Below are 16,536 nucleotides of genomic sequence, written 5' to 3' on the forward strand. Positions count from 1 at the left end.
CTACCGGCGGGACGCTGTGAGCTCAGCGCGTCCGGGGACGTCGCGCCGCCGCGATCGCGGCTTCCCGTCGCCGTGCGACGTCCGGCAGCGTTCGGGAGAAAGCCAGCAGCACGCCGCTCGCGAGCAGTACCGACATGAGAGACGTGCCCCCCTGCGACATGAAGGGCAACGGGACTCCGAGGACGGGGAAGACGCGGAGCACGACGCCGATGTTGATGAGCGCCTGTCCGACGATCCACACCGTGATCGCCCCTGAGACGATCCGCACGAACGGGTCGTCGGTCTTGCGGATGATGTGGAACGCACCGACCGCATAGAGGGCGAAGAGACCGAGCACGACCGCGCAGCCGATCAGGCCGAGCTCTTCGCCGACGATGGCGAAGATGTAGTCGTTCGCCGCCGCGGGGAGCCAGTCGTACTTCTCCCGCGAGTTCCCCAGCCCGAGCCCGAAGACTCCGCCGCCGGCCAGCGCCCACATGCCGTGCAGCGGCTGGTAGCAGTCGTTGAGGTAATCCGAGAGGCAATCGGTGTTGAGGAAGCTCATGAAGCGCCGCATGCGGTCGGGGCTCGCGACGGCGAGGTATGCCACCGCCGCTGCGGCGCCGAGCGCGGGAAGGACGAAGATGCGCAGTCGGACCCCGGAGAAGAACAGGGCGCCGAGGACAAGCAGGGCGAGGATCATCGCCGTGCCGAGGTCGTGACCGGCGAGAACGGTGGCGATCACGAGCACCGCCACCGGCACGAGCGGGATGTAGACGTGACGCCACAGCGCCATGAGCGTCTGCTTGCGATAGAGCACGTACCCCACCCACAGCGCGAGGGCGAGCTTGAGGAACTCCGACGGCTGCGCCTGGAGGCCGGCGATGTTGATCCAGTTGCGGTTGCCGTCGTTCGAGACGCCGAGGGGTGTGAACACGAGGAGCTGCAGCACGGTCGCGCCGATGAGCGCCGGCCATGCCATGCGCTTGAGGAACGCCAACGGCAGACGGCTGGCGATGAACATCAGCGGGATGCCGAGCGCCGCGAAGACGAGCTGTTTGACCGCGGCGTCCCACGGCGCCACCCCCGCCGCCGTCGTCGTCGCCGATGTCGCCGACAGCACCATCACGAGCCCGAACAGGGTCAGCAGCAGCGCCGTGGAGGCGATGAGGAGGAACTCGCTCGGAACGGGCGCGAACACGCGGCCGAGGCTGACCCGGGCGGAGAGCCCCCGACGCTCGGGCTCAGGGGCCGAGGTCGGGAGATTCCGGGGATGCGTCGTGCTCACCCTGCGCTCCCGTCCGGATCCGATCGTGCACCGCGGCGGCGAATCTGCGCCCGCGGTCTGCATAGGAGGAGAACTGGTCGAAGGATGCCGCAGCCGGCGCGAGGAGGACCACGTCGCCGTCACGCGCGATCCCGGCGGCCAGTTCGACAGCCCTCGCCATGACGTCTTCAGTCTGAGCGGCGACCGCCTCGAACAGGGGCACCCCCGGCGCGTGTCGCATGAACGCGTCGACCACGGCGGTACGGTCCTCGCCGATGACGACCGCCGCGGTGATCGACGAGGCGCGTGCGGCCACCAGCTCGGAGATGTCGACCCCCTTGAGGAGTCCCCCCACGATCCAGACCGCTCCCGGGTAGGCGGCGAGCGAAGACGCCGCCGCGTGAGGATTCGTCGCTTTCGAGTCGTCGACCCAGGTGATCCCGGCATGCCGCGCGACGACCTCGATGCGGTGAGGATCCAGACGGAAGGAGCGGAGGGCGTCGCGGATGGCGGCGGGTTCGACGTCGAGCGATCGCGCCAGCGCCGCCGCGGCCAGGATGTTCGAGACGATGTGCGGAGCCGCCAGCCCCGCCTCGTCGAGCTCGGCGACCGTGGTGAGCTCGAGCGCGCTCGTCCGCCGCTCCTCGAGAAACGCGCGGTCGACCAGGATGCCGTCGACGACGCCGAGGTCGCTCGGGCCGGGGACGCCCAGGTCGAAACCGATGGCGCGCGCACCCTCGACGACCTCGGCGTCCTCCACCATGGCGCGGGTGGCGGCATCGGCCTTGTTGTAGACGCACGCGACGCGGGTCCGGTCGTAGACATGGGCTTTGGCGTCGCGGTACGCGTCGAAGGAACCGTGCCACTCCAGGTGATCGGCGGCGAGGTTCAGGCACACCGCGGCGTGCGGCGAGACCGGCTCGGGCGAGTCCTGGCGGCCGAGGTACCACAGCTGGTGGCTCGACAGCTCCACGACCAGGACGTCGAAGCCCCCGGGGTCGCGGATCGCGTCGAGGACGGGCGTCCCGATGTTGCCGACCGGAGCGGCGCGCAGGCCGCCCGCCACGAGCATCGTGGCCGTGAGCCGCGTGGTCGTCGTCTTCCCGTTGGTGCCGGTGATGAGCACCCAGTCCACCGGACGTCCGTCCGGACGGACGACCTTGTCGCGTACGCGCCACGCCAGCTCGATGTCTCCCCAGAGCGGGATCCCCGCGTCCTCCGCCCACCGCACGAGCGGGTGGTTCGGCGCGAATCCCGGCGAGGCGACGACGACGTCGGGGGCGAACGCCACCAGATCGTCCGGAACCTCGTCGAGCGGTCCGGTCCATGCCGCGACGCCGATGACCGGAAGGAGGCGCGCGTACTGCTCGTCGGCGCCCTCGCTGACGACCAGCACCTCGGCGCCGAGTTCGGCGAGGGTGTCGGCGACGGAGAAGCCGGTGACCGAGAGGCCGAGGACGGCGACGCGCAGACCCGTCCAGTCCGCGTACCAGCTGGTCAGCCCCTGCAGACGCTCGGCGCTCACGTGCGGGTCAGCCATTCGACGTAGAAGAAACCGACACCGGAGACGGCGAGGAGCCCGGCGATGATCCACATCCGCACGACGATCGTGATCTCGGGCCAGCCGCGCATCTCGAGATGGTGGTGGAGGGGACTCATGAGGAAGAGGCGTTTTCCGCGGGTCACCTTGAAGTACGCGCGCTGAAGGATCACCGAACCGGAGGCGATGACGTAGACGCCGGCGACGAGGACCGCGAGGAGTTCGGTGCGGGTGAGGATCGCCATGGCGGCGAGGACGCCGCCGATCGCCATCGAGCCCACGTCGCCCATGAAGACCTTCGCCTTGGGCGCGTTCCACCAGAGGAACCCGACGAGCGCACCGACGAACGCGGCGGAGACGATCGCGAGATCGAAGGGATCCCGTACGGCGTAGCACGCGGGCTGCGCGGTCGCGGAGAGCGCCTCACCGCCCCAGCAGGCCTGGTTGAACTGCCAGAAGGCGATGAGGCTGTAGGCGCCCGCGACGAAGATGCCCGCGCCCGCGGCGAGGCCGTCCAGGCCGTCGCTGACGTTCACGGAGTTCGAGAACGCCGTGCCGATGAAGGAGATCCAGGCGAGATACAGCAGCCAGCCGAGGATGGGTCCGAGGACCATGAAGGACAGCACGGGTACGTCGCGGAAGACCGAGATGTACGGGGATGCCGGCGTCTGACCCCACTGGTTGGGGAAGTTCAGCGCCACGATCGCGAACGGCACGAGCACAAGGATCTGGCCGACGATCTTCCGCCAGCCCGAGAGGCCCAGGCTCCGCTGCTGCCGCACCTTCATATAGTCGTCGATGAAGCCCACGGTGCCGAAGCCGAGCATGAGCCAGAGGACGAGGAGACCGGAGATCGTGGGCGGGTTGTTCCCGGTGTAGCCGCCGACGAGGTAGCCGACGATCGTGCCGACGATGAAGATCGTGCCGCCCATGGTGGGCGTTCCGCGCTTCTCCCCGTGGCTGGGGTTGTGCAGGTTCTCGGGGGTCCGGATCACCTGCCCCCAGCCCCACCGTCGGAAGAGCCTCAGGAAGACGGGGGTGAGGAAGAGGGTGAATGCCAGCGAGATCGCCGCCGCGGTCAGAAGGGATCTCACGAGAAGGATTCTCCCAGACGGTCGCCGAGGAACCGCAGCCCCACCGAGTTGGAGGACTTCACCAGCACGCGATCCCCGTCGCGCAGCTCGCCGAGCAGGTAGTCGTACGCCTCGTCCGCCGTGGCGAAGAAGACCGCCTCGCCGTCCCAGGACCCCTGCGCGATCGCTTCGAGGTACATGCGCCGCGCCTCGGGCCCGACGATGACGATGCGCTGGATGCCGAGGCGGACCGCGAGGAGCCCGATCCGGTCGTGCTCGTCCTCCGCGTACTCACCCAGCTCGCTCATCGCGCCGAGGACGGCGACCGTGCGCTCGCCGGGGCGGGTGATCTGCGCGAGGGTCCGCAGCGCGGCGGCCATGGAGTCGGGGCTGGCGTTGTAGGCGTCGTTGATGATGCGCACCCGCTCGGACCCGAGGGCCTGCATGCGCCAGCGCTCGGCGAGCTCCAGTGTCTCCACGCGCGCCACGGCGTCGGTGAGACTCACTCCGAGGGCCGTTGCCGCGGCGATCGCGGCGAGGGCGTTCATCACGTGATGCTCGCCGAGGACGCGCAGGTGCAGGGGCGCCGAGACGCCGTCCGCCACCACCGTGCAGTGGGTGCCGGACGCGGTGACCTTGACGGCTTCGGCGCGGACGTCGGCGTCGGCGCCGCGGCCGAACCACCGCACGTTCACCTCGCCCTCCGCGGCGATGGGTGCCATCGCCGCGACGCGGGCGTCGTCCGCGTTGAGGACGGCGAGTCCGCCCGCCCGGACCGCGCGGACGAGTTCGGACTTGGCGTGGAACGTGGCCTCGATGCCGCCGAACCCGCCGGCGTGCGCCATCCCCACCATGAGCACGATGCCGACGTCGGGGTGGACGAGACCCGCAAGGCGCGCGATCTCCCCCGGCGCGCTCGCACCGAATTCGCTCACGAGATACCGGGTGTCGGCACCGACGCGGAGCATCGTCAGCGGCGCGCCCACCTCGTTGTTGAACGAGGCCCGGGGCGACACGGTCTCTCCTTCGCCCTCGAGGATCCGGGCGAGGAGGTTCTTCGTCGTCGTCTTGCCATTCGAGCCGGTGATCCCGACGATGCGCAGATCACCGCGCTCCCGGACGTCGGCCACGACGGCGCGGGCGAGATCGGCCAGCGCGGTCACAGCATCCGCGACGACGATCTGCGTCAGCGGAGCATCCACGGGACGTTCGACCAGCGCGAGCGCCGCGCCGGCCTCGGCCGCCGTCGCCACGAACCGATGCCCGTCGGTGGTCTCCCCGGGCTTGGCGACGAAGACGTCGCCCGGGCGGATGAGGCGGGAGTCGGTGTCGACCGTCCCCGACACGACGGTGTCGAGCGTGTCGTCACCGGAAAGGAGTGGGTCGCCGGCCGTGGCGCGGGCGATCTGGGCGATGGTGAGAGGGATCATGTGTTCTCCGGCCGGGTCGGAGTGCTCATCCGAACTTCGGCAGAACCTCGGGCGACGTCGTGGAGGGCATGACGCGATAGGTCTTGAGGACCTGGGTCATGGCCTTCTGGAACGCCGTCGCGTTGGCCGCAGACGATGTTACCTTCGTCGGCTCGTCGAGGGTGACCACGACGAGGTACTCTGGGTCCTCGGCGGGGGCGAATCCCACCATCGAGGTGTAGTAGACGCCGGACTTGTAGCCGCCGGTCACGGGGTCGACCTTCTCACCCGTTCCGGTCTTGCCGGCGACCCGGTAGCCGGGGATCGCCACCTGCGGCGAGTAGGACGCCTGCAGGAAGACGTTCTCGAGCATCGCCCGCACCTGCGACGCGGAATCCTCGCTGATGACGCGCTCCGGCTCGGGCAGGTCGGGCGTGGTGACCGTGCCGTCGGCGGCGGTGCACGACTCGACGAGCGAGAGCGGCATCCGCACGCCGTCGTTGGCGATCGCCGCGTACGCCCCGGCGAGCTCGGGCATCGTCGTGGTGAGCCCCTGTCCGAACGAGGTGTTGTAGAGCGTCTGGTTGTCCCACTGGTCGGACGGGCGCAGCACACCCTGCTCCTCGCCGTAGAACGAGACGGCGCTGCCTTCCCCGATGCCGAACCTCTGGAAGTAGTCGTACCGCGTCTGCGCGTCGACCTTCTCGCTGAACTTCGAGATGCCCGCGTTGGACGAGTCGATGAGGACGCCGGTGAGGGTGTAGGCGTAGGCGGGGTGGGCGAAGGCGTCGCGCACCCGGGCCCCGTTGGCGAAGGTCTCCTGGCTCGACGCGACGACCGTCGACTCGGTGTTCTGCCCCCCGGCGTCCACGACCGTGGCGGCGGTGAGGGCTTTGAAGGTCGACCCCGGCTCGAACGTGCCGCGGAAGATCCAGTTGCCTCGATCGTCGAGCTCGCTCGCGAGCGGGTCGTTGGGATCGACGCTCGGGTACTCCGCCGCCGCGCGGATCTTTCCGGTCTTCGTCTCCACGACGAGGATGCCGCCGCGCTGCGCGCCCATGTCCTGCACCTGCTCGCCGATGAGCTGCTGGAGATACCACTGCAGGTCGCGGTCGATGGTGAGTGCGAGGGTGCCGCCGTCCTCGGCGGGCTGCACCTTCTCGGTGCCCGGGATCAAGACCCCGTCCTTGCCCCGCTGGAAGGTGCGCGACCCCTCGGTAGGGGCCAGACAGGAGTCGGCGGAGAGCTCGTAGCCCTCGAGAGCCGTACCGTCGGATCCGACGAATCCGATGAGGTTGCCCGCCACCGCGCCGTCGGGGTAAGCGCGGGCCGGGTGGGGCACACACACGATGTACGGCATCGCCAGATCGGCGAGCGACCGGTACTGCTCGGTGGTCACGCGGCGCTCGAGGTAGGCGAAGCGCGAGTCCGGGTTCTCCGCCAGCGCGTCGGCGACGATGGCGCGTACCGCCGCGACATCCTGCCCGGTGATCTCCGCGACGTCCTCGGAGACCTCGATCCACGGGCGCCGGGAGGAGGTGCCGTCGAGGATCTGGGTGTCGATCTGCGTGATGAGCAGCGGGTCGAGCTGGCAGTCGTAGAGGAGGATGCTGCCGGCGAGGGTGTCTCCCTGCTCGTCGACGATCTCGCCGCGCGCGCCGTAGAGCGTCTGCGAGCCGCCGAGGGCGTTCTCGATCGAATCAGCGACATGCTCGTCGGCGTTGACGATCTGGATGTCGACCAGACGCACGATGAAGCCCGCGAGCACCGCGAGGACCACGGCGAGCGCGACGACGGTGCGCCTGCGCGGGCTGCGGGTGGTGCGGGTGGTCATGTCTCTCGCATCGTCGTGGCGGGCCGGTGGGATCAGTGTGTGCTCGGTGTGGGCAACCCGTCGGTGATCGGCGGCGGCGTGTCGGAGACCGTGCCGTCGGCACCCATGACCGCGTCGAGCACGGGGGCCCCGGCGATCGTCGCGTCCGGATCGGTGACGAGCGGGGTTCCCGTGATCAGGGCGTTGGGCACGCTTCCCCGCGTGGCGGCATCGATCGAGGCCGAGCCGCCCGCCATCTCCCCCGCCCCGAGGAAGGCGCCGTCGCTGAGCCGGAGGTAGCTGGGCGCGTCGCCGATCACCATGCCGAGTGCCGACGCATTGGCCGCGAGGTACTGGGGCGAGGACAGGCCCGCGACCTCGTCGTAGAGGATCTGCGACTGGTAGGTCAGATCGCGCTGCTGCTGAGTGAGGGCGGCCACTTCGTACGCGCCCTGGGTCGTGAGGATCGACAAGGCCATCTGCGCCCCGGCGATCACGAAGGCGCCGACGACGGCGATGACGCCGAACGCACGCCGCGGGCGACGGCGACGCGCGGGCGCGTCCACGACGCGGAGCGGACGGATGCCGTCCGGTCGTGCGTCGGGGGCGCGGTGAGGAAGCGCCGACCCCCACGGCTGAGCGGCGGCACTCATGCGTCCTCCCGGATTCTGACGGCGGCGCGCAGGCGCACGGGAGTCGCGCGGGGGTTGACCGCCCGCTCCTCCTCGGTCGCGAGTTCTGCGCCCTTGGAGAGCAGCCGGAAGCGCGGCGCGTGCTCGGGCAGCTCGACGGGCAGGCCACGCGGGGCGGTGGACGCCGAGACCGCCGCGAACTCGCGCTTGACGAGGCGGTCCTCGAGGGACTGGTACGACAGCACGACGATCCGGCCGTCGACGGGCAGGATCTCCAGCGCGGCGGGAATCGCATGCTCGAGGACGGCGAGCTCGCGGTTGACCTCGATCCGCAGCGCCTGGAAGACGCGCTTGGCGGGATGCCCGGCCCGCTGGACGGCGTGCGGGGTCGCGGCGACGAGGATGTCCACGAGTCGACCGGACCGTTCGATGGGCTGCTCGTTCCGCGCGGCGATGATCGCCCGCGCATACCGTCCGGCGAGCTTCTCCTCCCCGTACCGCTCGAAGATGCGGCGAAGATCCCCCTCGCCGTAGGTGGCGACCACCTCGGCGGCGGTGATCCCGGCGCTCTGGTCCATCCGCATGTCCAACGGTGCATCACGGGAGTAGGCGAAGCCGCGGTCGGCGACGTCGAGCTGGAGGGAGGAGACGCCGAGGTCGAAGAGGATCGCCGTCGGCGCGCCGAGGCCCACGGACGCCACCGCGTCCGCGATGCCGTCGTACACCGTGTGCACCAAGTGCACCCGGTCGCCGAAACGCGACAGCCGCTCGCCCGCGATCCGCAGGGCATCGCGGTCCCGGTCGAGTCCGATCAGCCGGGCGCGCGGAAAACGGTCGAGGAAGGCTTCGGCGTGTCCGCCCATGCCCAGGGTGGCGTCCACGAGGAGGGCGTCGTCGGTGGCGAGGGCGGGGCCGAGGAGCTCGATGCAGCGCTCGAGGAGGACGGGGGTGTGGATGTCGCGGAGATTCATGATGAAGGGGGTTCCGTTCCTCGGCCCTGATCCCCATCCGCTCTGACCTGGCGCCGGGGAAGTGCGTCAGGGCGAAGCGGCTGGGAGTCACGGTCGAGGGTTCAGAAGAGTCCCGGGATCACCTCCTGCTCCAGCTCGGCGAACGTCTCTTCGTTCGCTTCGGCGTAGGCGTTCCAGGCCTCTGCGTCCCAGATCTCCGCGTGCGCACCGACGCCCGTCACGACGAGGTCCTTTCCGAGACCCGCGTACGCACGGAGGGGCACGGGGATCGTGATGCGGTTCTGCCCGTCCGGCTTCTCCGCGCTGGCGCCGGAGAGGAACATGCGCAGGAAGTCCCGCGCCTGCTTGTTCGCGAGGGGGGCCTCGCGGATGCGCTCGTGCACGCGCTCGAACTCGGCCGTGGAGAAGACGTACAGGCAGCGGTCCTGCCCGCGGGTCACCACGACGCCGTCCCCGAGGTCGTCGCGGAACTTCGCCGGAAGGATGACGCGACCCTTGTCGTCGAGTTTGGGAGTGTGCGTGCCCAGCAGCATCGGCTCATCCCACCCCCTTCGTCCGGCCCCGAAGTTTCACGCCACTTTACTCCACTTTCCTCCACTTCGATACCCATTCGCACCCCGGATCCCCCCTCCTCCCCCACGGCGCACGAAAAAGAGCACCGACCCGAAGGTCGGTGCTCTTTTTGTTGGAGAGAGGAGGGTCAGCGTCCTTCTTGACGCTTGTCCCAACGGTCGTTCATGCGATCCATGAAGGAAGCGGAACTCTGCTTCGGCGCCCGGGCTCGAGACACGTCGGGCTCGGCCGGAGCCTTGCCGGATGCCTTGCCCGGAGTGACCGCGAAGATCACGCCGCCCAGCATGACGACGAACCCGATCACGCCCACCACGATCAGCTGCTGCGAGACGCCGACGATGAGTCCGCCGAGGCCCAGCAGCACGAGGATCGTGCCGTAGACGATGTTCCGGTAACTGAGCGTGCGTCCGTCGCGAGGCGCACTGACGACATCGGCGTCGTTCCGCATGAGATGGCGTTCCATCTCATCGAGCAGGCGCTGCTCCTGTTCGGAGAGTGGCATGCGTCCCCCTCTAAAGGCTGTGGTTCGTCGATTCTACGTGGCCCGTAGATCACTAGGCTAGGCCCGTGTCACCCTCTCGCGCTCCGATCGAAGCCATTTCCCAGCGTCTGGACACATTCCTGGGTCTCCAGCGCGCGACGACGGCCGAGTTCGGCCCCGAAGCGCGGCTTCTGACCGACGCAGCCGTCACCGCCCTGACGGGCGGAAAGCGCCTGCGCGGCAGGTTCTGCGTCGCGGGATGGCGTGCCGTGGAGGCGCTGCGCTCACCCGTGGACGACTTCCCCGACGCTCTGATCGGCGTCGCCGCGTCCCTCGAGGTCTTCCACGCCGCAGCCCTCGTCCACGACGACGTCGTCGACAACTCCGACACCCGTCGAGGGCACCCTTCCGCCCACCGCGCACTGGAGGCCGCGCACCGCGCAGCGCAATGGCAGGGCGACGCGGAGGCCTTCGGTCGTTCCGGGGCGATCCTCCTCGGCGACCTGCTCGTCGCGTGGAGCGACGACCTCCTCGAAGACGCTGTCGGGTCGGTCGACGCGTCGCGCGCCCGCGCCGCGCGGGCCGAGTACGCCAAGATGCGGAGCGAAGTCACGATCGGCCAGTTCCTGGACGTCGCGGAGGAGTCCGCCTTCCGCGCCGAACCGGACGAGCGTCACGCCGAACGCGCACTGCGCGTCGCGTCACTCAAGTCGGCCCGATACAGCATCCAGCAGCCGCTCGTCATCGGGGCGGCGATCGCGGGGGCCGACCAGGCGCAGACCGCCGCGCTGGCGGCATTCGGGCACCCGCTCGGCATGGCCTTCCAGCTCCGCGACGACGTCCTCGGCGTCTTCGGCGATGAGAAGGAGACCGGCAAGCCGTCCGGCGACGACCTGCGCGAGGGGAAGCGCACCGTTCTGATCGCGTACGCGCGCGAGGCTCTGCCCCTCCCCGCACGGCGTGTCGTGGACGATCTGCTGGGCGACCCCTCCCTCGAGGACACCCAGATCGCCTCCCTTCAGCAGACGATCATCGACGCCGGCGCTCTGGAGCGCGTGGAGCAGCTGATCGCCGACTACGCCCGACAGGCGGAGCGCGCGCTGTCCGGCGCACGCCTGGACAACGCGGCCGTCGGAGACCTGCGCGAGCTGGCACGGGCAGCGACCGTCCGGGTCACCTGACCCGACGGGATGAGCCTGATCGGATGGAGAAGACGGTCAGGCCAGAGCTCGCGCCACGCGGCGCACCTCGCTCTTGCGGCCGGCGCGGAGCGCCTCGATCGGCGCCATGCCGATGGAGTCCTCGTCCGCGAGCAGCCAATCGATCGCCTCATCGTCGCTGAAACCCGCGTCGTGCAGGGCGATGACCGTGCCCCGGAGGGACGGGAGCGGTGCACCGTCCACGACGAAGAGCGCGGGGACTTTCAGGGATCCGTCGCGTCGCGTTCCGACGAGGTGGTGATCGTCGAGCAGGCGCCGCACCCGACCCAGCGGTTCGTCGAGGACCTCGACGAGATCAGGGAGCGTCAGCCACTCGGTGGCGAGAGGGGAAGCATCGGCAGTCACCCGTCAACTATCTCACTGCCGCAATCGACCGCTGATACCCAACTCTCACACAGCCCTCACGAACCTCATTCGCCACACCTTTAACATGGGAGAGCCGGACGCCCGCGCGCGACACGCATCGTGTGCCCTCGACGAAGGAGACCCCATGCGTCATCTCACCGCTCCCACCCGCGGTCCCGCCCTCCCCCTCGCCGTCGTCGGTTCGCTCGCCGTCGTCCTCTCCGCAGCTCCCCCGTCACACGCGGACACCCTCCGGACGCACGCCTCCCCGAAGAGCGCCTCGAATCCCGTCGACGCCCACCGGGCCGCGGTATCGGTGATCGGCAGCGCAGAGACGCGTGCCGAGACCCGCCACACGGTCGTCGCCGGCGACACCGTCAGCGGCATCGCCTCCCGATTCGGCGTACGCACCGAGGACGTCCTCGCGCTCAACGGTCTCGCGTGGGACTCCGTGATCCACCCGGGACAGGAGCTCGTCGTGCGCGCCGCCGCGCCGACCACCGCCCCCGCGCCCGCCCCCGCCGCATCGCACACCGTCGTCGCGGGCGACACCATCAGCGGCATCGCCGAGCGACACGAAGTGAGCGTGGAGAGCATCCTGGCGGCGAACGGACTCCAGTGGTCGTCCATCATCTATCCGGGTCAGACTCTGGCGCTCCCGCTGGCAGCGACGCCCGCGGCCGCGACGACGCCCGCCCCGATCGCCCTGTCGGTGCCGTTGGACGACGAGCAGTCCACCCATGCCCGTCACATCATCGCGGTGGGACGCGAACTCGGGGTTCCCGACCGCGGCATAGCGATCGCCCTGGGCGCAGCGATGCAGGAATCGTGGATCCGGAACCTCGACTGGGGCGATCGCGACTCCCTCGGGCTCTTCCAGCAGAGACCGAGCACCGGCTGGGGCACGGAAGCTCAGCTCCGTACGCCCGATCACGCGATCCGCGTCTTCTACGGCGGCCCGGCCGACCCGAACGGCTCCGCGACGCGCGGTCTGCTCGACATCCCCGGGTGGGAGCAGATGTCGTTCGCCGAAGCTGCCCAAGCCGTGCAGATCTCGGCGTACCCCGACCGCTACGGAGCCTGGGAGCACGCGGCGTACGAATGGCTGGCCGCTCTGGGGTGAGCCGCTCCGCGGACTCACGGCTCGCCGTCCGTAGACTCTGAGCGTGAGCACGAGTCAGCAGACCGACCCGCTGATCGGCCGTCTCGTCGACGGCCGGTATCGGGTGCGTGCTCGTATCGCCCGTGGCGGCATGGCGACGGTCTACGTCGCGACCGACCTGCGGCTGGAACGGCGCGTGGCGTTGAAGGTGATGCACGGCCACCTGAGCGACGACAGCGTGTTCCAGAGCAGGTTCATCCAGGAGGCCCGCTCCGCCGCCCGCCTGGCGGACCCCCATGTGGTGAACGTCTTCGATCAGGGCCAGGACGGCGAGATGGCCTACCTCGTCATGGAGTACCTGCCCGGGATCACCCTGCGCGACCTGCTCCGGGACCAGCGACGCCTGACCGTTCCTCAGGCGGTGACCATCATGGACGCCATCCTCTCGGGCCTGGCGGCCGCGCACCGGGCCGGCATCATCCACCGCGACGTCAAGCCGGAGAACGTCCTGCTCGCCGAGGACGGTCGCATCAAGATCGGCGACTTCGGCCTCGCGCGCGCGACCACGGCCAACACCGCGACCGGGGCGCAACTGCTCGGAACCATCGCCTACCTCGCCCCGGAGCTGGTCACGCGCGGGACCGCGGATGCGCGCAGTGACATCTACGCCCTCGGCATCATGCTCTACGAGATGCTCGTCGGCGAGCAGCCATACAAGGGCGAGCAGCCGATGCAGATCGCCTTCCAGCACGCGACGGACTCGGTTCCCCGGCCCAGTGTGAAGAACCCGGCCGTGCCGGAACCGCTCGACGAGCTCGTTCTGTGGGCGACCGAGAAGGTCCCCGATGACCGACCGGCGGATGCGAAGGAGATGCTCGACCGTCTGCGCGAGATCGAGCGCCACCTCGACATCACCCCCGTCGTCACCCGGACCGGCCCGATCTCGGTGACCCGTGGCGACGGAATCGCCTCGGGCGACCTCACCGCCGTGCTTCCCGCCACGACCGGCACCGCACCGGCAGCCGCGTCCGAGGGGAACGACAACGCCGCGCGCCTGCGTCGCGCCTCGCGGCGCCGGCGTGCGGTGGGCGGGTGGGTCTTCCTCCTCATCGTCCTGCTCGCGACGGCGGCCGCCGGCGCCGGGTGGTGGTTCGGTTCCGGCCCCGGAAGCCTGGTCGCCGTCCCCGACGTGGCCGGACTCACTTTCGAGACGGCGAGCGAGCGACTCGCCGACGAAGGCCTGGTAGCCCGGGAACGAGGTGAGCACAGCCTCGACGTCCCCGCAGGCCAGGCGATCGGGACAGATCCCGAAGCGGGAACACGCCTCGAGCAGGATGCCGCGGTGGAGGTCATCGTCTCGCTCGGCCCCGCGCAGGTGCAGGTTCCCGCTCTCGTCGGCACGTCCAAGACCGAGGCCATCGAGGCCCTCGCCCAGCAGGACATCACCGCGGACGGCGAGTCCGGGTTCTACACCGACGCCGCACGCGACAGCGTCGTCGGCGTCGTGATCAGGCCGAGCGCGGGCGGTGAAGAGGTGCCGTGCGGCGACGGATGCACCGCTACCCAGGGCGACGCCGCCACGCTGTGGGTTTCGCTCGGAACGCTCCCCAACGTGCGTGGCATGAGCGCTGAGGATGCACGCGCCACCCTGACCTCATCGGGGCTCGAGGTGGCCGAGGGTGCACTCGAGCAGTCCAGCGAGGACATCGCAGCGGGGCTCGTGGTCGGAACGACCGATCGCGAAGGAGGCGGGTGGTGGCGTCCCGGAGACTCCATCTCCCTGATCGTCTCCACCGGTCCCCCCCTGTTCGAGGTGCCCGACGTGGTCGGGCAGACGCGCGATCAGGCGATCGGAACCCTCGAGGACGCCGGTTTCCAGGTGGACTACTCGGCGCTGTGGGCACCGTTCCCCGACGCGATCACGCGGGTGTCGAGCTCGAACCCCGCCGCGGGCTCCCTGCTGTTGCGGGGGACGCGCGTGTACATCGAGATCTCCGTCAGCGGCTGACGGCGCCGTCCCCGGCGATCCGGGTCGGCGCCGCCGCTGCCGATCAGCGCTTCTCGAGCTCCTCGGCGACGAGGAACGCGAGCTCCAGCGACTGCATGTGGTTCAGACGCGGGTCGCACAGCGACTCGTAGCGTGTGGCGAGGGTCGCCTCGTCGATCATCTCCGAGCCGCCGAGGCACTCCGTCACGTCGTCGCCCGTGAGCTCCACGTGGATGCCGCCGGGGTAGGTCCCGACGGAGCGGTGAGCCTCGAAGAACCCACGGACCTCGTCCACCACATCGTCGAAGCGACGCGTCTTGTAGCCGGTGGGCGTGGTGATGCCGTTGCCGTGCATCGGGTCGGTGACCCAGACCGGCGTGGCCCCGGCATCCTTGACCGCTTCCAGCAGCGGCGGGAGCGCGTCGCGGATCTTGCCGGCCCCCATGCGCGTGATGAATGTCAGACGACCGGGCTCGCGCTCCGGGTCGAGCTTGTCGATCAGCTGAAGAGCGACGTCTGGTGACGTCGCCGGTCCGAGCTTGACGCCGATGGGGTTGCGGATGCGGGAGAAGTAGTCGATGTGCGCGCCGTCGAGCTCGCGCGTGCGCTCCCCCACCCACAGGAAGTGGGCCGAGGTGTTGTACGGCGTGCTGGTGCGCGAATCGATGCGCGTCATGGGGCGCTCGTAATCCATGAGGAGACCCTCATGGCCGGTGTAGAACTCCACCCCGCGGAGCTCGTCGAAGTTCGCTCCGGCCGCCTCCATGAACTTGATGGCGCGGTCGATCTCGGTGGCGAGACGCTCGTAGCGCTGGTTCGCCGGGTTCTCCGCGAATCCCTTGTTCCACGAGTGAACCTCGCGGAGGTCGGCGAACCCGCCCTGGGTGAAGGCCCGGATGAGGTTCAGCGTCGATGCCGCGGTGTGGTAGCCCTTGAGCAGGCGGGCGGGGTCGGCCTGACGGGAGTTCTCGGTGAAGTCGTACCCGTTGACGATGTCACCGCGGTAGGCCGGCAGGGTGACATCGCCGCGCGTTTCGGAATCGCTCGAGCGGGGCTTGGCGAACTGCCCTGCCATCCGCCCCATCTTCACGACCGGCATCGACGCGCCGTAGGTGAGCACGACGGCCATCTGGAGCACGGTCTTGATGCGGTTGCGGATCTTCTCGGCCGTCGCGCCGGCGAACGTCTCAGCGCAGTCGCCGCCCTGGAGCAGGAAGGCGCGACCTGAGGCCACGCGCGCGAGCCGATCGCGAAGGTTGTCGACTTCACCGGCGAAGACGAGCGGCGGGAGGGTCGCCAGTTCTGCGGACACCGCGGCGACCGCTTCGGGGTCGGGCCACGACGGCTGCTGCTTGATGGGCAGGGTCCGCCAGTGGTCGAGGGGATCGAGCTGCTGGAGCATCCGCTCAGTCTATCCGCGCAGACGCGCGGGCAGATGCACGTTTCAGCGGCGGCGCGGGCGGGTGACGAGGCGGTCTTTCACCGTCGACGCGTAGACGTCTTCGTACTCCTGCTCACCGAGCCGCTGCAGCGCGACCATGATCTCGTCGGTGATCGAACGGAGGATGTAGCGGTCCCCCTCCATCCCCTCGAAGCGAGAGAAGTCCAGCGGCTCGCCGATGACCACCCCGACCCGGGCGACGCGCGGGATGCGGGTGCCGATCGGCATCATGGTGTCGGTGTCGACCATCACGACGGGGACGACGGGGACGCGCGCTTCGAGCGCCATCCGGGCGATGCCGGTGCGGCCGCGGTAGAGCTTGCCGTCGGGGCTGCGGGTGCCCTCCGGGTAGATCCCGAGGAGCTCCCCTCTCCCGAGCACCTGGAGACCGGTGTTCAGGGACGCCTCCGACGCCTTGCCGCCGGACCTGTCGATCGGAAGCTGACCGGTCGCCTTGAAGAAGACCCGGGTGGCCCAGCCCTTCAGCCCCTTGCCGGTGAAGTAGTCGCTCTTGGCGAGGAACGCCACCGGCCTGTCGATCATCAGTGGCAGGAAGACCGAGTCGACGAAGGAGAGATGGTTGCTGGCGAGGATCGCGCCGCCTTCGGCGGGGACATTCCGGCGGCCGACGATCCAGGGTCGGAAGATCGCCTTCACGATCGGCCCGATCACCACGTACTTCATCAGCCAATAGAACATCGGA

At 69.7% G+C, this 16,536-nt stretch carries 15 protein-coding genes; 3 read left to right on the top strand and 12 right to left on the bottom strand.

All coding sequences use genetic code 11. The features are described 5' to 3' along the window. Nucleotides 1-22: 22 nt before the first annotated feature. The 9 genes from ftsW to LTL01_RS10675 form a co-directional block, all read right to left on the bottom strand. Nucleotides 23-1,267, bottom strand: a complete 1,245-nt coding sequence (gene ftsW / locus LTL01_RS10635; protein ID WP_236968543.1) for a putative lipid II flippase FtsW — start codon at nucleotides 1,265-1,267, stop codon at nucleotides 23-25. Then, nucleotides 1,224-2,786 carry a UDP-N-acetylmuramoyl-L-alanine--D-glutamate ligase gene (murD, locus tag LTL01_RS10640; RefSeq protein ID WP_236968544.1) on the bottom strand — a complete coding sequence of 521 codons (1,563 nt, stop codon included), beginning with the start codon at nucleotides 2,784-2,786 and terminating at the stop codon, nucleotides 1,224-1,226. Before murD ends, ftsW begins: the two co-directional genes overlap by 44 nt. Next, nucleotides 2,768-3,880 carry a phospho-N-acetylmuramoyl-pentapeptide-transferase gene (mraY, locus tag LTL01_RS10645; RefSeq protein ID WP_053547272.1) on the bottom strand — a complete coding sequence of 371 codons (1,113 nt, stop codon included), beginning with the start codon at nucleotides 3,878-3,880 and terminating at the stop codon, nucleotides 2,768-2,770. The genes murD and mraY overlap by 19 nt, the downstream gene beginning before the upstream one ends. After that, complete coding sequence (locus LTL01_RS10650) at nucleotides 3,877-5,289, bottom strand: UDP-N-acetylmuramoyl-tripeptide--D-alanyl-D-alanine ligase (RefSeq protein WP_236968545.1); 1,413 nt, start codon at nucleotides 5,287-5,289, stop codon at nucleotides 3,877-3,879. Before LTL01_RS10650 ends, mraY begins: the two co-directional genes overlap by 4 nt. A gap of 25 nt (nucleotides 5,290-5,314) precedes the next feature. Further along, nucleotides 5,315-7,102: a peptidoglycan D,D-transpeptidase FtsI family protein gene (locus tag LTL01_RS10655; protein WP_236968546.1), complete on the bottom strand. Its 1,788-nt coding sequence runs from the start codon at nucleotides 7,100-7,102 to the stop codon at nucleotides 5,315-5,317. Nucleotides 7,103-7,134: 32 nt separating this feature from the next. After that, the gene (ftsL, locus tag LTL01_RS10660) at nucleotides 7,135-7,734 is read right to left on the bottom strand and encodes a cell division protein FtsL (protein WP_053547269.1); all 600 of its coding nucleotides are present in this window, start codon (nucleotides 7,732-7,734) and stop codon (nucleotides 7,135-7,137) included. Continuing rightward, nucleotides 7,731-8,684, bottom strand: coding sequence for a 16S rRNA (cytosine(1402)-N(4))-methyltransferase RsmH (rsmH, locus tag LTL01_RS10665; protein WP_053547268.1), 954 nt, complete (start codon nucleotides 8,682-8,684; stop codon nucleotides 7,731-7,733). Before rsmH ends, ftsL begins: the two co-directional genes overlap by 4 nt. Nucleotides 8,685-8,785: 101 nt before the next feature. Next, a complete protein-coding gene (gene mraZ, locus LTL01_RS10670; protein ID WP_053547267.1) occupies nucleotides 8,786-9,217 on the bottom strand; it encodes a division/cell wall cluster transcriptional repressor MraZ in 432 nt (143 codons plus the stop codon). A gap of 167 nt (nucleotides 9,218-9,384) precedes the next feature. Beyond that, a complete protein-coding gene (locus tag LTL01_RS10675) occupies nucleotides 9,385-9,759 on the bottom strand; it encodes an SCO2097 family morphological protein (RefSeq protein ID WP_053547266.1) in 375 nt (124 codons plus the stop codon). Nucleotides 9,760-9,824: 65 nt separating this feature from the next. Here LTL01_RS10675 and LTL01_RS10680 point away from each other — a divergent pair, with 65 nt between their 5' ends. Continuing rightward, a complete protein-coding gene (locus LTL01_RS10680; RefSeq protein WP_236968547.1) occupies nucleotides 9,825-10,919 on the top strand; it encodes a polyprenyl synthetase family protein in 1,095 nt (364 codons plus the stop codon). 36 nt (nucleotides 10,920-10,955) lie between these two features. Here LTL01_RS10680 and LTL01_RS10685 read toward each other — a convergent pair whose 3' ends face one another. After that, nucleotides 10,956-11,303 carry an Rv2175c family DNA-binding protein gene (locus LTL01_RS10685; RefSeq protein ID WP_053547264.1) on the bottom strand — a complete coding sequence of 116 codons (348 nt, stop codon included), beginning with the start codon at nucleotides 11,301-11,303 and terminating at the stop codon, nucleotides 10,956-10,958. A gap of 145 nt (nucleotides 11,304-11,448) precedes the next feature. Between LTL01_RS10685 and LTL01_RS10690 the strand changes: the two genes are divergently transcribed. Next, nucleotides 11,449-12,426, top strand: coding sequence for a LysM peptidoglycan-binding domain-containing protein (locus LTL01_RS10690; RefSeq protein WP_053547263.1), 978 nt, complete (start codon nucleotides 11,449-11,451; stop codon nucleotides 12,424-12,426). 43 nt (nucleotides 12,427-12,469) lie between these two features. After that, complete coding sequence (gene pknB, locus LTL01_RS10695; protein WP_053547262.1) at nucleotides 12,470-14,413, top strand: Stk1 family PASTA domain-containing Ser/Thr kinase; 1,944 nt, start codon at nucleotides 12,470-12,472, stop codon at nucleotides 14,411-14,413. Between the two features lie 43 nt (nucleotides 14,414-14,456). Here pknB and LTL01_RS10700 read toward each other — a convergent pair whose 3' ends face one another. Both LTL01_RS10700 and LTL01_RS10705 read right to left on the bottom strand, forming a co-directional pair. After that, nucleotides 14,457-15,794 (bottom strand): class II 3-deoxy-7-phosphoheptulonate synthase, encoded by a 1,338-nt coding sequence (locus LTL01_RS10700; RefSeq protein WP_053547261.1) that lies wholly within the window; start codon nucleotides 15,792-15,794, stop codon nucleotides 14,457-14,459. Between the two features lie 42 nt (nucleotides 15,795-15,836). Continuing rightward, on the bottom strand, nucleotides 15,837-16,532 hold the full coding sequence (locus LTL01_RS10705) for a lysophospholipid acyltransferase family protein (protein WP_236968548.1): 696 nt from the start codon (nucleotides 16,530-16,532) through the stop codon (nucleotides 15,837-15,839). Nucleotides 16,533-16,536 lie beyond the last annotated feature (4 nt).

The organism is Microbacterium aurantiacum (genome assembly GCF_021654035.1).
In the GTDB taxonomy this organism is placed as follows: domain Bacteria; phylum Actinomycetota; class Actinomycetes; order Actinomycetales; family Microbacteriaceae; genus Microbacterium; species Microbacterium aurantiacum.

Bases quoted from the DNA above. Each gene is read 5' to 3' on its own strand.
- LTL01_RS10650 (WP_236968545.1), bottom strand. From the start codon at position 5,289: ATGATCCCTCTCACCATCGCCCAGATCGCCCGCGCCACGGCCGGCGAC.
- rsmH (WP_053547268.1), bottom strand. From the start codon at position 8,684: ATGAATCTCCGCGACATCCACACCCCCGTCCTCCTCGAGCGCTGCATC.
- mraZ (WP_053547267.1), bottom strand. From the start codon at position 9,217: ATGCTGCTGGGCACGCACACTCCCAAACTCGACGACAAGGGTCGCGTC.
- LTL01_RS10655 (WP_236968546.1), bottom strand. From the start codon at position 7,102: ATGACCACCCGCACCACCCGCAGCCCGCGCAGGCGCACCGTCGTCGCG.
- LTL01_RS10700 (WP_053547261.1), bottom strand. From the start codon at position 15,794: ATGCTCCAGCAGCTCGATCCCCTCGACCACTGGCGGACCCTGCCCATC.
- ftsL (WP_053547269.1), bottom strand. From the start codon at position 7,734: ATGAGTGCCGCCGCTCAGCCGTGGGGGTCGGCGCTTCCTCACCGCGCC.
- LTL01_RS10705 (WP_236968548.1), bottom strand. From the start codon at position 16,532: ATGTTCTATTGGCTGATGAAGTACGTGGTGATCGGGCCGATCGTGAAG.
- LTL01_RS10690 (WP_053547263.1), top strand. From the start codon at position 11,449: ATGCGTCATCTCACCGCTCCCACCCGCGGTCCCGCCCTCCCCCTCGCC.
- LTL01_RS10675 (WP_053547266.1), bottom strand. From the start codon at position 9,759: ATGCCACTCTCCGAACAGGAGCAGCGCCTGCTCGATGAGATGGAACGC.
- murD (WP_236968544.1), bottom strand. From the start codon at position 2,786: ATGGCTGACCCGCACGTGAGCGCCGAGCGTCTGCAGGGGCTGACCAGC.